General features: G+C 44.4%; 13 protein-coding genes. 10 read left to right on the forward strand and 3 right to left on the reverse strand.

Going from position 1 to position 15,446, the window contains the following annotated elements:
* The first annotated feature begins 8 nt into the window (after positions 1 to 8).
* From L1D60_RS17810 to gpmM, 5 genes are all read left to right on the forward strand, one after another.
* The gene (locus tag L1D60_RS17810; protein WP_239842288.1) at positions 9 to 557 is read left to right on the forward strand and encodes a sugar transferase; all 549 of its coding nucleotides are present in this window, start codon (positions 9 to 11) and stop codon (positions 555 to 557) included.
* Between the two features lie 51 nt (positions 558 to 608).
* Complete coding sequence (locus L1D60_RS17815) at positions 609 to 1,775, forward strand: nucleotide sugar dehydrogenase (RefSeq protein ID WP_239842289.1); 1,167 nt, start codon at positions 609 to 611, stop codon at positions 1,773 to 1,775.
* Positions 1,776 to 1,784: 9 nt separating this feature from the next.
* The gene (locus L1D60_RS17820) at positions 1,785 to 2,789 is read left to right on the forward strand and encodes an NAD-dependent epimerase (RefSeq protein ID WP_239842290.1); all 1,005 of its coding nucleotides are present in this window, start codon (positions 1,785 to 1,787) and stop codon (positions 2,787 to 2,789) included.
* Between the two features lie 269 nt (positions 2,790 to 3,058).
* Positions 3,059 to 4,993, forward strand: a complete 1,935-nt coding sequence (locus L1D60_RS17825; RefSeq protein ID WP_239842291.1) for a nucleoside-diphosphate sugar epimerase/dehydratase — start codon at positions 3,059 to 3,061, stop codon at positions 4,991 to 4,993.
* A gap of 214 nt (positions 4,994 to 5,207) precedes the next feature.
* The gene (gene gpmM, locus L1D60_RS17830) at positions 5,208 to 6,740 is read left to right on the forward strand and encodes a 2,3-bisphosphoglycerate-independent phosphoglycerate mutase (protein WP_239842292.1); all 1,533 of its coding nucleotides are present in this window, start codon (positions 5,208 to 5,210) and stop codon (positions 6,738 to 6,740) included.
* A gap of 337 nt (positions 6,741 to 7,077) precedes the next feature.
* Here gpmM and L1D60_RS17835 read toward each other — a convergent pair whose 3' ends face one another.
* Together L1D60_RS17835 and L1D60_RS17840 are read right to left on the reverse strand one after the other, a co-directional pair.
* On the reverse strand, positions 7,078 to 7,557 hold the full coding sequence (locus L1D60_RS17835) for a methylated-DNA--[protein]-cysteine S-methyltransferase (RefSeq protein ID WP_239842293.1): 480 nt from the start codon (positions 7,555 to 7,557) through the stop codon (positions 7,078 to 7,080).
* Positions 7,558 to 7,745: 188 nt separating this feature from the next.
* Entirely contained in the window at positions 7,746 to 9,083 is a 1,338-nt protein-coding gene (locus L1D60_RS17840) for an MATE family efflux transporter (protein WP_239842294.1), read from the reverse strand.
* Between the two features lie 337 nt (positions 9,084 to 9,420).
* On the opposite strand from L1D60_RS17840, the gene L1D60_RS17845 reads away from it, so the two are divergent.
* From L1D60_RS17845 to L1D60_RS17865, 5 genes are all read left to right on the forward strand, one after another.
* A complete protein-coding gene (locus tag L1D60_RS17845; RefSeq protein WP_032551221.1) occupies positions 9,421 to 9,711 on the forward strand; it encodes a co-chaperone GroES in 291 nt (96 codons plus the stop codon).
* 51 nt (positions 9,712 to 9,762) lie between these two features.
* The gene (gene groL / locus L1D60_RS17850) at positions 9,763 to 11,409 is read left to right on the forward strand and encodes a chaperonin GroEL (RefSeq protein WP_032551222.1); all 1,647 of its coding nucleotides are present in this window, start codon (positions 9,763 to 9,765) and stop codon (positions 11,407 to 11,409) included.
* A gap of 243 nt (positions 11,410 to 11,652) precedes the next feature.
* Positions 11,653 to 11,994 (forward strand): four helix bundle protein, encoded by a 342-nt coding sequence (locus L1D60_RS17855; RefSeq protein ID WP_239842295.1) that lies wholly within the window; start codon positions 11,653 to 11,655, stop codon positions 11,992 to 11,994.
* A 585-nt stretch (positions 11,995 to 12,579) separates the two neighbouring features.
* Positions 12,580 to 13,137, forward strand: coding sequence for a hypothetical protein (locus L1D60_RS17860; RefSeq protein WP_032551226.1), 558 nt, complete (start codon positions 12,580 to 12,582; stop codon positions 13,135 to 13,137).
* A gap of 231 nt (positions 13,138 to 13,368) precedes the next feature.
* Positions 13,369 to 14,808 (forward strand): diguanylate cyclase, encoded by a 1,440-nt coding sequence (locus L1D60_RS17865; RefSeq protein ID WP_239842313.1) that lies wholly within the window; start codon positions 13,369 to 13,371, stop codon positions 14,806 to 14,808.
* A gap of 76 nt (positions 14,809 to 14,884) precedes the next feature.
* On the opposite strand, the gene L1D60_RS17870 is transcribed toward L1D60_RS17865, so the two are convergent.
* Positions 14,885 to 15,376 carry an MgtC/SapB family protein gene (locus tag L1D60_RS17870; RefSeq protein WP_239842296.1) on the reverse strand — a complete coding sequence of 164 codons (492 nt, stop codon included), beginning with the start codon at positions 15,374 to 15,376 and terminating at the stop codon, positions 14,885 to 14,887.
* Positions 15,377 to 15,446: the final 70 nt, after the last annotated feature.

A 15,446-nucleotide genomic window follows, 5' to 3' on the forward strand; every position in this document is an offset into this window, starting at 1 on the left:
GGTTTATTGTGACTAGATTTTTTGATTTTTTGTTTTCTTTCATCGGGATTGTTATTTTATTTCCTATTTTTGTTTTAATATTTACGTTTGGTTTTTTTGATACGGGTAGTCCGATTTTTGTGCAGGCTAGGGTGGGAAAAAACAAAAAGAATTTTGTCTTATACAAATTTAGAACAATGAAAATAGGAACAAAGTCAGTTGCGAGCCATCTTACTAGCCCTTCAGAAATCACCAGGTTTGGTGCATTTTTGAGAAAGACAAAATTAGACGAGCTTCCACAGCTATATAATGTCCTTGTCGGAAATATGAGTTTAGTAGGGCCAAGGCCAAACTTGTCAAATCAACTTGAGCTGATTGATGCTCGTTCGAGGCTAGATGTTTATGATGTTTTACCTGGTATAACCGGGTTGGCTCAGATTCACAATATTGATATGTCTACGCCAGATTTACTAGCAGAAACTGATAAAAAGATGATTGATACACTAACACTTAGACACTATTTTAAGTACATCATTATGACCGCTACAGGCAGCGGTTCTGGCGACGCTGTTAAATAGAATATAATCCTCCCCTGTTTTGATTTAACTTACAAATACATTTGGCTATTTATGAAAATTGCAATTGCAGGTACTGGCTACGTCGGTTTATCAAATGCGATGTTGTTGGCACAACATCACGAAGTTGTCGCAGTCGATATCATTGAAAAAAAAGTAGAGATGCTGAACAACAAGCAGTCTCCAATTGTGGATGCAGAAATTGAAGACTTTTTGGCTAATAGGCCATTGAACTTCACCGCAACAATTGATAAAGAGTTAGCATATACTGATGCGCAATTCGTGGTTATTGCGACCCCTACCGATTACGATGTCGATACTAACTACTTTAATACCTCATCAGTTGAATCCGTTATTAAAGATGTAATGGCCATTAATCCTAATGCTGTAATGGTAATAAAGTCGACTGTACCAGTAGGCTATACTGCGCGCATTAAAGAAAAACTCGCTTGTGAAAACTTGTTGTTTTCCCCTGAATTCTTGCGTGAAGGCAAAGCATTATATGACAATTTGCACCCATCGCGTGTGGTTGTAGGTGAACAATCTGAGCGCGCACAAGTGTTTGCTAACCTGTTATTAGAGGGGGCGCTAAAAAAAGACGTAGAGATTCTTTTTACGGATTCTACCGAAGCTGAAGCTGTAAAACTATTTTCAAATACATACTTGGCACTTCGTGTTGCTTACTTTAATGAGTTAGACACTTATGCCGAGTCACATGGCTTAAATACACGACAGATTATTGGAGGCGTCTGCTTGGATCCGCGGATAGGATCGCACTACAATAATCCTTCATTTGGTTACGGTGGATATTGTTTGCCAAAAGATACCAAACAGCTGCGAGCGAACTACTCTGATGTCCCTAACAACATTATCGGTGCTATTGTTGATTCTAACACAACACGTAAAGATTTTATTGCGGACTCAATTATAAAACGAAATCCAACACGCGTTGGTATTTATCGCTTAGTGATGAAATCTGGATCTGATAACTTTCGTGCTTCGAGTATTCAAGGCATTATGAAGCGCCTTAAAGCCAAAGGCATTGAAGTAGTGGTGTTTGAGCCGGAGTTGAAGGAAAAAGAATTCTTCCGTTCATTAGTGCTAACGGATTTCGAACAGTTTAAATCCAGTTGCGATTTGATTGTTTCAAACCGTATGGCACAAGATCTTGCGGATGTAAAAGATAAAGTGTACACGCGCGATTTATTCGGTTCAGACTAAGGAATAGTAATGAAGTATTTGGTTACTGGTGCCGCAGGTTTTATCGGCAGTGCGGTGGTAGAGCAGTTAACGTCAAAAGGACACACGGTTGTTGGTGTGGATAACCTTAATGATTACTACGACGTAGCTTTGAAAGAAGCTCGTTTGAAACGCATTCGGCATACTAATTTTAAACTGGTTAAGTTAGATATTGCTGATCGTGATGGCGTAGCCACCTTGTTTGAGGTTGAGCAGTTTGATAACGTGATTCATTTAGCGGCGCAAGCGGGGGTTCGCTACTCAATTGAAAACCCACATGCTTATGCCGATTCAAACTTAGTGGGTCATTTGAACATCTTAGAAGGGTGCCGTCGTAATAAAGTGAAGCATTTAGTTTATGCCTCTTCAAGCTCTGTTTACGGACTGAATGCTAAAACACCATTTGCAACATCCCATTCGGTTGATCACCCTGTTTCATTGTATGCAGCGACTAAAAAGTCGAACGAATTGATGGCACATAGTTATTCTCATTTATATGACATTCCGACTACAGGCCTGCGATTCTTTACCGTGTATGGCTCCTGGGGACGTCCTGATATGGCTCCGTTTATCTTCACTAAAAAGATTCTAGATGGTGATACTATCGATATCAATAATAATGGTGACATGTGGCGTGATTTTACCCACGTAAACGATATTGTTGAAGGTGTGGTACGTATCGCAGATGTAATACCAACACGTGACAACGAATGGACTGTAGAAGCTGGCTCTCCAGCAACCAGCTCAGCGCCTTATGCGGTATACAACATTGGTCACGGCTCTCCAATCAACTTGATGGATTTTGTTAAGGCCATTGAGGATGAGTTAGGTGTTGAAGCGAAGAAGAACTTTAGAGAAATGCAGCCTGGTGACGTTTATCAAACCTATGCCGACACGCAAGATTTGTTTGCAGCAACCAGTTATACACCTAAGGTAACCGTCAAAGAAGGTGTGGCTGAGTTTATTCAATGGTATCGCGGATTCTATAATAAATAGAAAATCAAGTAGGTATATAATTAGGACAGGCCTTTGTATTAACTAGGTGGTCCGTCCATTGATATAACTTTCGTCTTAGGCCTTTTCACAGTATTGCCGAAGTGATCCAATAGATTTTCGTTTGAGGCTATTGGGCCAACTGTTTATTATAAGTCAGCCTCAGAGGGCAGGTGAGCTGATAATAGGTTCGCTTTGGCTGTGAACTAACGTCATCTTGATACTCAGTATTAATGTTAGTAAATGCAAGTTCCAGTAAATAGGAATATTTTATGCAACGTCTTAATTTTATTTGGCAATTATCTCGCGTACACAAACGTGTTATTAGTGTCACCGTTGACACATTGCTCATTTTGTTTGCTTTACACATTGCGTTGTGGACAAGACTAGGTGATGTAAAGATACTTAGTGATGGTGATAACTTACTACTGATTGGCTTAACAGTAATATCTACAGTTTTGATTTTCACCCAAATTGGGCTGTACCGAGCTATCCTTAGATATTTGACTTTTCAAGCTTTGTTCGTGGTTACTGCTGGTGCTGTGTTGTCCGCTATTGCCTTAGCAGTCTTCGCTTATTATCTGCAGGAACCTATCCCTAGAACGGTACCTATCATATATGGTGCTTATCTAGCACTCTTGTGTGGTGGTTCTCGCCTTGTAGTGAGAAACTTAGTAGCGACTACGTCGCCATCAAAAGATTCACGCAAAGAAGTACTAATATATGGTGCAGGCTCTGGTGGTCGTCAGCTTGCAGTTGCGCTTCGTGCTTCGGGAAATTATCGTATTCGGGCGTTTATCGATGAAGATAAAACTCTTACCAATACAATGATTCTTGGGTTACCTGTTGTTGCTTTATCTAAAACAGAAGCTTTGATTGAGAAGCATGATGTTTCTAAAATTTTGCTTGCGATTCCAAGTGCATCTCGTGCTCGTCGTAAGCAAATTTTAGACTTATTGGCTCCACTTCCTGTTGAAATTCAAACTGTACCAGATATGGCTGATATCGTATCTGGAAAAGCGAAAATTGATGAACTGACAGATGTTCCAATTGAAGACTTGTTAGGACGTGATGCCGTGGCTCCTCAGCAAGTTCTAATGGAAGCTAATATCAAAGATAAAGTGGTTATGGTAACTGGCGCTGGCGGTTCGATTGGCTCAGAGCTATGTCGTCAGATCTTAAAGCAAAGGCCAAAGACACTCGTTTTGTTTGAGCTGTCAGAATTTGGCTTATATCAAATTGATCGTGAACTCTCTTTACTAAAAGAATCCAAAGAGCTTAATGTGGAAATCGTTCCTCTTTTAGGCTCCGTTCAACGTTCGCATCGTCTTCTTACGGCAATGAAGTCTTTTAACGTTGAGACGGTTTATCACGCAGCAGCGTACAAGCATGTACCTCTTGTCGAGTATAATGTTGTAGAGGGTGTACGAAACAATGTTTACGGTACTTACTACACCGCGAAAGCGGCTATTGAAGCGGGTGTCGAGTCTTTTGTGTTGATCTCAACAGACAAAGCGGTACGTCCAACAAATGTCATGGGGACAACTAAGCGCATGGCAGAATTGGGCTTGCAAGCCTTAGCAGAGCAAGAGAACCAGAAAAAAAAGGGTACGCGCTTTTGCATGGTTCGATTTGGTAATGTTCTTGGTTCTTCTGGTTCTGTTATACCACTCTTTAAAAAGCAGATTAAAGCTGGAGGGCCTTTAACTGTTACTCATCCAGATATAACTCGTTTTTTCATGACAATTCCTGAAGCTGCTCAACTTGTTATTCAAGCAGGTGCGATGGGCAAAGGTGGTGACGTATTCGTTCTTGATATGGGTGAATCAGTTAAAATTACAGATCTTGCAGAGAACTTGATTAATCTTTCTGGCTTGTCTGTTAAAAATGAGCAGAACCCTCATGGTGATATCGAAATACAATTCTCTGGCCTTCGTCCTGGAGAGAAATTGTATGAAGAGCTGTTGATTGGGGATAATGTTCAACGCACTGCTCATGAACGGATCATGACTGCTCATGAGGTATTTTTGCCAATTGATGAGTACGATAATCTACTTGAGTCCTTAGACTTTGCTTGCCATAACTTAGAACATGAGACAATTCGTCAACTTTTGTTAGATGCACCGACAGGATTCAAGCCTACTGATGGTATTGGCGATCTAGTTTGGAATGCTTCTAGCTCAACACAACAAGTGGTAGAGAATTAATGGAAGGCCAGTAACTCAGTTGCTGGTCTTTTGGGTTGTAAATAAGCACATGAAGCGAAGATACTTGGCCTTCAAAAGAAGCTTTTTTTCAGCTCTGATCCTCCTACCTGCTACCTTTCTTGATCTTCCACTACAGTTTTGACTGTAAACTGTAGTAAAATTACGCTAATTTGTTTTTATACCGATTTATTTTGAATTGAACGAGGTCAGTCCTATGTCAGCTAAGAAGCCTATGGCTCTAGTGATTCTTGACGGTTACGGTCACCGTGAAGACACAGCAAATAACGCAATCGCGAATGCAAAAACTCCATTTATCGATAGCCTGTTTGCTAACAAACCAAACACGCTAATCTCTGCTTCTGGTATGGATGTAGGTCTGCCTGATGGTCAAATGGGTAACTCAGAAGTTGGTCACACTAACATTGGCGCTGGTCGCGTTGTATACCAAGACCTAACTCGTATCACTAAATCTATCGCTGACGGTGAGTTCGTTGAAACACCTGCTCTAGTAGAAGCTATCGATTCAGCAGTTAAAGCTGAGAAAGCAGTACACATCATGGGTCTTATGTCTCCAGGTGGCGTACATTCTCACGAAGACCACATCTACGCAGCTGTTGAAATGGCTGCAGCACGTGGCGCTGAGAAGATCTATCTACACTGCTTCCTAGACGGTCGTGACACACCGCCACGTAGTGCAGAAAACTCTCTACAACGTTTCCAAGACCTATTCGCTAAACTAGGCAAAGGTCGTGTGGCTTCTCTAGTAGGTCGTTACTACGCAATGGACCGTGACAACAACTGGGATCGCGTTCAAGTAGCTTACGATCTTCTAACGCTAGGTAAAGCTGAGTTCACGGCAGAGTCTGCAGTTGCTGGTCTAGAAGCGGCGTACGCTCGTGAAGAGAACGATGAGTTCGTTAAAGCAACGGCTATCAAAGCGGAAGGTCAAGAAGATGCAGTTATCGCTGACGGCGACGCAGTTATCTTCATGAACTACCGTGCTGACCGTGCACGTCAAATCACTCGTACTTTCGTACCCGATTTCGACGGCTTCGAGCGTGAAGTGTTCCCAGCAATCAACTTCGTAATGCTAACGCAATACGCCGCTGACATCCCACTAGCTATCGCATTCCCACCTGCGTCTCTAGAGAACACATACGGTGAGTGGCTATCTAAGCAAGGTCAAACTCAGCTACGTATCTCTGAAACTGAGAAATACGCGCACGTTACATTCTTCTTCAACGGTGGTGTTGAGAACGAATTTGAAGGTGAAGAGCGTCAGCTAGTTGCTTCCCCAAAAGTGGCGACTTACGACCTACAACCAGAAATGAGCTCTGCTGAGCTAACTGAGAAGATGGTTGCAGCTATCAAGTCTGGTAAGTACGACACTATCATCTGTAACTACCCGAACCCAGATATGGTTGGTCACACTGGCGTTTACGAAGCTGCAGAAAAAGCTATCGAAGCAATGGACGAGTGTGTTGCTAAAGTAACAGCAGCTATCGAAGAAGTAGGTGGTCAAATGCTGATTACTGCTGACCACGGTAACGCAGAAATGATGGTAGACCCAGAGACAGGTGGTATCCACACTGCTCACACTAATCTACCAGTACCTCTAATCTACGTTGGTGATAAAGAAGTTGAGTTCAAAGAAGGCGGTAAACTGTCGGACCTAGCTCCAACTATGCTTTCTCTAGCAGGCCTAGAAATCCCATCAGAAATGACAGGTGAAGTTCTGGTTAAATAGCTTTTAACTAGTATCGATTACTGAAACGGCTGCACGCGAGTGTGGCCGTTTTTTTGTATTTGGGAAATGAGATAAGATGCGAGATGAGGGTAAACGAGATGCGAAGAGCTTAAAAGCGGATGCGTGATGAGGGTAAACGAGATGCGAAGGGATTAAAGGCAGATACGGGATGTGAGTAAGCGAGATGAGAAAAGCGTAAGAGCAGGAGCGTGATGCGAATAGGAGGTCATGAACTGAATCAGAGCAGCTACACGTCACATATTTTCGTATCACAAACCTCGATATTTCATCTGCTCTATATGCCCTTCGCATCTCGCATCTCGCATCCCGTTTACTCTCATCTTATTTTCATCTTCCTTTCAAAATCTAGCAACCACTCTTTTCGGCTCATGCCGCCCGTGTAACCTGTAAGAGTACCATTTGCGCCAATAACTCGGTGGCAGGGCACTACGATGCTAAATGGGTTCTTGCCGTTTGCACCACCGACAGCTCGTACGGCCTTGGGATTGTTCATTCGCTTGGCTTGCTCGCCGTAGCTGATGGTTGCGCCATAAGGGATAGTAGTAAGTGCTTGCCAAGCGGCTTCTTGAAAGTCGGTGCCTTTGGTAGCTTTCAAAGGTAGGTCGAATTCGATTCTTGTACCTGCGAAATACTCATCTAACTGCTTCGTTGCGAAGTTACAAAGTTCGTCAGGGTTACTCGTTATGGGCTCATCATGATTTACATGGTCGATCTCAATAATCGACTCGCCATCACTGATAATGATCATCTTGCCAATCGGCGCTTCATAGACTGATTTAAAACTATTCTCTGGCATATTCATTTCCCTTAACTAAATGATTGTGCGCATAAGATTCCCTACTACGCTCGTCCCTCGCTATAGGGAATGACGAGGTTGAAGTAGAGTGCTACTTGGGGGGCTCATATTTGCGCTTTCGCTCTTAAATCTCTTCGCATCTCGACACTCGTATCCCAAATCTGCTCTTAACTTTCTTCGAATCCCGCTTACTCGCATCTCGTATCTGCCTTTAGCCTCAACGCATAACAATACCCAGCAACACCACCTACAATATTCCCTAATGCCAAGCCAATGAATAGGCCTTCAATGCCATCAAGCTGGCTACCTATCCAAGCAAAAGGCAGCGTGAATAGGAACAGGCGCATAAAGCTCCATTGGAAGGCTTTGAGTGGCTTGTGCATTGCGTTCATACCGCTAATCAACATCATCACAATACCTTGGAAACCATAGCTGAAGGGCACGACTAGTAAGTAATGCCACAAGATGTCGCGTACTGATTCTTCTTGAGAGAAAAGGGCTGCTAAGGGAATGCTGAGCGGCACCATCATTAAGAAGATGAGCCCTTGAAACAACACGGCAAATCGCATGCTTAGGAACAGGGCTTTGAAGCTGCGTTGCGGGTTGTTAGCTCCAAAATTTTGCGCCATAAAAGGGGTGAGGGCGGAGGTGAGGGACATCAATACAATGATCAATATCGACTCAATACGCTGCGCAGCGCCATAAGCAGCCACAGCCTCAGTACCTTGTTTGGCGAGCATCATCATAATGATCGCACCTGCTAAAGGGTTAAGTGCGTTAGATAGTGCCGCTGGCGTGCCGATGGTAAGGATCTGCTTCCAATCGTTGAGCATATCTTTTGGTTTAGGTAACGCTAGAAGCCTCTCGCGCTTTATAAGCACATAAAGTGATCCGCACAACGCACCAAACCAACTAAAACCACTGGCTATTGCAGCACCTTGAATGCCTAGCTCTGGGAAAGGTCCATATCCGAATATCAGCAGCGGGTCGAGCACACCATTGATAAGCCCTGCCAGCATCATAATCTTGGCTGGGGTCTTGGTATCGCCACTGGCACGAATGGCGCTGTTGCCTGCCATTGGAATCACGAGCAGTGGGATCGCGAGATACCAGACCAACATGTATTCGGATATCAGTGGTAGCAGCTCTGGCTCGGCTCCAAGCGCGCTAAACAGAGGTTCTAATGTAAAGATACCAAGAGTGGAAGCACTGATGACAAGAATTACGGCCAGCAGTAGCCCATGTGCGGTAAAGCGTGCTGCATTCTCGGAGCAGCCTTTTCCAAGTAGGCGGCCAATACTGGTAGAGAGACCAACCCCTATCCCCATGGTGATGCAGTTAATGGCAAAGGTAATAGGGAAGGTAAAGCTCACGGCTGCTAGTGCTTGTGTGCCAAGTAGTGATATGAAGAAGGTATCAACAAGGTTGAACATCAAGATCGCCACCATACCGAAGATGGTCGGTATGGTCATGGTTCGCAATGTCTCTGCTATGGGAGCAGTCAAAAGCCCGTGCTTATCTCGCATGTACAACGCCGTAAAAACTAAAAGCGTAGGATAAACAGATGTGGGCGGGAAGGGAAGAAAAGCTAAAAGCAGATGAGGGATTCGAAAGAGCAGATACGAGTAAACGGGATTCGAGATGCGAAGAGCTTGATGGGCAGATCCGAGTATACGTGAGTCGGGATACGAAACGCCTTTTGCTCTTCGCTACTCGTTCACTCTCATCCCGCATCTGCTCTTCCGATCACAAATTTTTCCTCTCACCCCTTGGGATCTTTCACTTCGCCCCAACATACTCTGTAACCCCATGCCAATCGTGGCAACTATCAAATTAAATGGAAATTATCAGGAGATAAGACCGATGAATATCCGTCCTCTACACGACCGAGTTATCGTTGAGCGCCAAGAAGTTGAATCTAAATCTGCTGGTGGCATCGTTCTAACTGGTTCTGCCGCTGAAAAATCAACGCGCGGTGTAATTCTAGCTGTTGGCAAAGGCCGCATCCTAGAGAATGGTTCAGTACAACCATTGGACGTAAAAGTTGGCGATACTGTTATCTTTGCTGAAGGCTACGGCACTAAAACAGAAAAGATCGACGGCAAAGAAGTTCTGATCATGTCTGAGAACGACATCATGGCGATCGTTGAGTAATCCGACCCATAAACCTGAACTGATTGAATAAAGAATTTAAAGGAAATAAAGATGGCTGCTAAAGACGTTAAATTTGGTAACGACGCACGAGTTAAAATGCTAGAAGGTGTAAACGTTCTGGCTGACGCAGTAAAAGTAACGCTAGGTCCTAAAGGCCGTAACGTTGTTCTAGATAAATCATTTGGCGCACCAACTATCACTAAAGATGGTGTTTCTGTTGCACGTGAAATCGAGCTTGAAGACAAGTTCCAAAACATGGGCGCACAAATGGTTAAAGAAGTGGCTTCGCAAGCGAACGATGCTGCGGGTGACGGTACGACTACTGCAACTGTTCTTGCTCAAGCTATCGTAAACGAAGGCCTAAAAGCCGTTGCTGCTGGCATGAACCCAATGGATCTTAAGCGCGGCATCGACAAAGCTGTTGTTGCAGCAGTTGAAGAGCTAAAAGCACTTTCAGTTCCATGTGCAGATACTAAAGCTATCGCACAAGTAGGTACTATCTCTGCAAACTCTGACGCGACAGTAGGTAACATCATTGCTGAAGCGATGGAAAAAGTAGGTCGTGATGGCGTTATCACTGTTGAAGAAGGTCAAGCACTGCAAGACGAGCTAGACGTAGTAGAAGGTATGCAGTTCGACCGCGGTTACCTATCTCCTTACTTCATCAACAACCAAGAAGCAGGTTCTGTTGATCTAGAAAGCCCATTCATCCTTCTTATCGACAAGAAAGTTTCAAACATCCGCGAACTTCTTCCGACTCTAGAAGCGGTTGCTAAGGCATCTCGTCCACTTCTAATCATCGCTGAAGATGTAGAAGGCGAAGCGCTTGCAACGCTAGTTGTGAACAACATGCGCGGTATCGTTAAAGTTGCTGCTGTTAAAGCGCCTGGTTTCGGTGACCGTCGTAAGGCAATGCTACAAGACATCGCTATCCTAACTGGCGGTACGGTTATCTCTGAAGAGATCGGTCTAGACCTAGAGAAAGTAACGCTAGAAGACCTAGGTCAAGCTAAGCGTGTAACTATCACTAAAGAGAACTCAACCATCATCGATGGTGCGGGTGAAGAAGCAATGATCCAAGGTCGTGTTGCTCAAATCCGTCAACAAATCGAAGATGCAACTTCAGACTACGACAAAGAGAAGCTACAAGAGCGCGTTGCTAAGCTAGCAGGCGGTGTTGCAGTAATCAAAGTTGGCGCTGCGACTGAAGTTGAAATGAAAGAGAAGAAAGACCGCGTAGAAGACGCACTTCACGCAACTCGCGCTGCAGTTGAAGAAGGTGTGGTTGCTGGTGGTGGTGTTGCACTTATCCGCGTTGCTTCTAAAGTTGCTGGCCTTGAAGGTGACAACGAAGAGCAAAACGTTGGTATCCGCGTTGCACTACGTGCAATGGAAGCGCCAATCCGTCAAATTACGAAGAACGCAGGTGACGAAGAGTCAGTGGTTGCGAACAACGTGAAAGGCGGCGAAGGTTCTTACGGCTACAACGCAGCGACTGGTGAGTACGGCGACATGATCGCAATGGGTATCCTAGATCCAACTAAGGTTACTCGTTCTGCTCTACAATTCGCAGCATCAGTTGCTGGTCTTATGATCACAACAGAAGCGATGGTAACAGACCTACCACAAAAAGACGCTCCAGCTATGCCTGATATGGGTGGCATGGGCGGTATGGGTGGCATGGGCGGTATGATGTAATCCCCCTCGCTATTCATAGTGAAATTGAAAACGGAGACTTTGGTCTCCGTTTTTTGGTTTTTGAGGAGCAGATACGAGATGAGGGTAAGCGAGATTCGAAGAGCTTGAAAGGCAGATGCGGGATTCGAGTAGTCGGGATACGAAAAGATGAGGGGAAATAGGTCTCGAGTTTTGGTGCTTTTTTAGAACTTTTCTATTGGGTGTTTTTGAGATGATTGGTTTTTCGATAACTGGGTAGTAATTGTGCTTTATAGAAAACTAGATGTTTGGCAGCGCAGTCGCCTTTTGTCGATATCTGTTTATAGGGAAATGGACACTTGCCGTGACTATGGCTTTAAAGATCAAATCACTCGCAGCGCATTATCTGTACCTAGCAACATCGCCGAAGGCTGTGAGAGAAAATCCCTAAAAGAACGCCAGCGCTTTTTTGCAATTGCCAAAGGCTCAATCGGTGAGTTCGCTACCCAAGCCGATATCGGCTCTGAAGTTGGGTTTGTGCCCAAAGACGTTGCAACTACCTGGCAATCTGAAGCGCTTCAAATATCTCGCATGCTAGGAGCTTTAATCAAATCGCTAGAACAGTAAACCTTTATGCTCTTCGTATCTCATTTTCTCTCATCCGCCTTTAATCTTTTCGCATCTCGTTCACTAGTATCTCTCATCTCTTCTTTTCTTCATCCGCTCTTATTCCTTTCACATCTCGCCACTCGAATCTCGTATCTGCTTTCATTCTTTTCGCATCTCGTTCACTCGTATCTCTCATCTCTTCTTTTCTTCATCCGCTCTCATTCCTTTCTCATCTCGCCACTCGAATCCCGTATCTGCTTTCATTCCTTTCACATCTCGCCACTCGAATCTCGTATCTGCTTTCATTCTTTTCGCATCTCGTTCACTCGTATCTCTCATCTCTTCTTTTCTTCATCCGCTTTTTTCTTTTCTCATCTCGTTCACTCGCATCCCGTATCTGCTTTTTTCTTTTCTCATCCCGCCACTCGAATCTCGCATCTTCCCTTCTACCTGCTCTATACTCAAAAAGACAGTTATGACATTGATTTAACATGAATGGCTGTTAGATAAAGCAAAATAATGAGATAACTCTTTGATTGTTAGTTAACTTATCGATCGGTAGTTGGCTTCTCAATCGCGGATTCAGTCAGTGGAGACTCCCCAATGAAAAAACTACTTTCAGTACTTGCAGTGTCAGCAGCGGTAATGGCTCCGGCGGCCTTTGCTTCATCGCCTGTGATGTTCTCAACAATCAATGGATTCAACGCACCAGATTCTGATGCTGTTGGCGGTGTTCGTGTGGCGCTATTGCATGGTCAAGTGAACGACCTGAAAGGTCTAGACCTTGCGGTGATTGGTATGTCTGAAACTCAAACGACGACCGGTGTAAACCTTGGCTTCTTTGGTGCTTCTAAAGTTAACCAAGAGATGACAGGCGCATCTTTGGGCTTCTTTAACTGGAATGAAGGCCAAACAACCGGTGTAAACTTAGGTGCTGTGAACATTACCAATAATGTAAAAGGCGCTAACGTGAGTTTCGTTAACTACTCGAAAGGCGACACCCTGGTAGATGTGGGTGCAGCGAACTTGTCTGAGGTATCGACGGTACAAGTGGGTATCTTTAACAAAACAAACAAGATTGAAGGCGTGCAAGTTGGTCTGATTAACTGTGCAGACAACGGCTTCTTCCCTTGCTTCCCAATCGTTAACTTCGCTAAATAACGACTGAAATAAAAAGTTAAGTCATTATGAGCACCTGATCAGTTTGGTTAGGTGTTCATTGTCTATCTCATCCTCCTCGCTGCTCTGCGATTAATAAGCAACTTGTTTTGTATTTTTTATCTGTTCAGGACTGGACGATAGTAAACATTTCAGTACAATGTGCGGCAAAATTAAATACAAACTACCTTTGCTTTGATTAACTACCAAACTCTCGATTTTAAAAAGGCCCTACTGGGTCTCACCGCTTTATTCTTATTAGTATTGAGCTTATTACTTGTTGATTCAGCGGAAGAATCAGATGCCCTATATTGGATTGAAAATCAAAGGGTGAGCCAGTCTCTGGAAGAGCTCACGCAGATCATTAATGCGTTGGAGTACAACATCACGGCCTTGTATCCGCTGCATGGTGACACCTACGCTTTCTCCCATACGAGAAAAATTGATGATGAAACGTGTTACTTCTCTAGTGAAGAGCCATCACAGCCGCGCTTTGACTTTATGTTCTCCGGCCCTCTTGAGATGTGCGACCCGAACTCACAGCTGAACATGGAAGCGAGCAAGCGCTTGTTCATTGCACCAACCATGGCTTACTTTGCGAATACCATTGATACTATCTCGGCGATTTACTTTATCTCCAAAGAGAAGTTCATCATCTCTTCCCCGTCAGATTTTGCCAGCTATATTCAGGGCGATACCTTTGATTCTGTTGTGAATAGCCGACCGTACTGGATTAATACGATCCGTTTTGGGCTGACGCAACAAAAAGACCGTGTTGTGTATACCGGACAATACGATGATTACCTCACAGGGAAAAAAGTGGTCACGCTTACCAAAGGCATCTATGTTGATGGCGAGTTTAAAGGAGTGCTGGGCGTCGATGGCTACGTCTCTAACTTGGTCTCAAACCCCAAACATGGCTATGAGATATCAAGCACGCTTGGTGTGAACAAGTACGGTTTTATGGATTTCACACACTCGCACCCACTGTATGTCGATGGGCTCCATAGCCAGTTACATCTCAATATCGAAGAGAAGAAGCGTGAGCACATACTGCATGTCTTGGAGATGGATAGACTGCAACTCTCTCTATTATTGGGGCTATTTGTTGTTTCCGTTATCGGTGTGTGGCGCATTTACACTAAGCAGGAGCACCAACGCTTGAGCGAGCTTGCGATGAGAGATCCAATGACAGGTTTACTCAACCGCCGTGGCTTTGAGGCTCGACTGATGGCGCAAGATGAAGAGCCGATCATTGGTATTGGGGTGTTTGATATCGATGACTTTAAAGCGGTGAACGATAAGTATGGGCACAAGGTGGGTGACGAGGTGATCTGCCATGTGGCACACCTTATGACCAGCAGTGTTCGTCAGCGAGATATTGTTGCACGCTTCGGTGGTGAAGAGTTTGTCGTGGCAATTACTGGTGAATCTTCGGAGCTGCTGACATCGATCTTCGAGCGCATTCAGAATGATATTAGTCTGCAAGGTTACCGCTGCAGTGATGGAGACCGTATCAGTGTGTCGGTGTCGGGTGGGGCAACGCTCTATTCACTTTATAAGTTCGATAGCTTGGCGCATTTATGGCAGAACCAGAGCATTCGAGCGTCTGATGAACAGCTTTATCAAGCTAAGATTTCTGGTAAGAACCAAGTCTGTATTCAGGTTTTCTAAGTAAGGCTAAGAACAAAGCAACTGATACAACAAAGCCCAATGATCACTCATTGGGCTTTGTGTTTATGAAGCGAGCTTAAGATTTATTGATGCGGCCTTTGCGCATCCACTTCTGGTGTACACCGCGTCGTAAGCTTTTAAAGCTGTTCTCTACTTTATCCACACCTAACAAGATTACGATGGCTAAAACAGTGATGATCACTGATTGGCTAAGATGCCCAAGGGCTATCATCATCCCCAAGGCGGCCAATACCCAGATAATCGCAGCGGAGGTTACACCATGAATCTTGCCATCTAACGTCATCATTACTCCAGCACCCAAAAAGCCGACGCCAGTAATGATCTGGCCTAACACACGCGCTTGGTCGAGCGTATTTGGCGACAGGCTTATCGCCATAGTCAGGAAAAAATAAGTACCGCTGATGATTAAAATTGAGGTGCGAATCCCAACCGGCTTACCGCGTGTTTGACGCTCGATACCGATTAAGGAGCCGCACAACATGCATACGGCCAGTGCTGCCCAGCTGAAAGGGGCAAGGTTGAGAAATTGTTCGATGGTTTGTGACATATCACCCCTCCTAAAAATTTAGAATAGAGCCGAGTATGCTGATAATAGACCGGACGATCGAACAAAAAGT

The sequence above is a fragment of the Vibrio sp. Isolate30 genome, from assembly GCF_022397975.1.
Classification (GTDB): domain Bacteria; phylum Pseudomonadota; class Gammaproteobacteria; order Enterobacterales; family Vibrionaceae; genus Vibrio; species Vibrio fortis.

Bases quoted from the DNA above. Each gene is read 5' to 3' on its own strand.
- L1D60_RS17820 (WP_239842290.1), top strand. From the start codon at position 1,785: ATGAAGTATTTGGTTACTGGTGCCGCAGGTTTTATCGGCAGTGCGGTG.
- L1D60_RS17870 (WP_239842296.1), bottom strand. From the start codon at position 15,376: ATGTCACAAACCATCGAACAATTTCTCAACCTTGCCCCTTTCAGCTGG.
- gpmM (WP_239842292.1), top strand. From the start codon at position 5,208: ATGTCAGCTAAGAAGCCTATGGCTCTAGTGATTCTTGACGGTTACGGT.
- L1D60_RS17845 (WP_032551221.1), top strand. From the start codon at position 9,421: ATGAATATCCGTCCTCTACACGACCGAGTTATCGTTGAGCGCCAAGAA.
- groL (WP_032551222.1), top strand. From the start codon at position 9,763: ATGGCTGCTAAAGACGTTAAATTTGGTAACGACGCACGAGTTAAAATG.
- L1D60_RS17860 (WP_032551226.1), top strand. From the start codon at position 12,580: ATGAAAAAACTACTTTCAGTACTTGCAGTGTCAGCAGCGGTAATGGCT.
- L1D60_RS17825 (WP_239842291.1), top strand. From the start codon at position 3,059: ATGCAACGTCTTAATTTTATTTGGCAATTATCTCGCGTACACAAACGT.
- L1D60_RS17835 (WP_239842293.1), bottom strand. From the start codon at position 7,557: ATGCCAGAGAATAGTTTTAAATCAGTCTATGAAGCGCCGATTGGCAAG.
- L1D60_RS17815 (WP_239842289.1), top strand. From the start codon at position 609: ATGAAAATTGCAATTGCAGGTACTGGCTACGTCGGTTTATCAAATGCG.
- L1D60_RS17840 (WP_239842294.1), bottom strand. From the start codon at position 9,083: ATGCGAGATAAGCACGGGCTTTTGACTGCTCCCATAGCAGAGACATTG.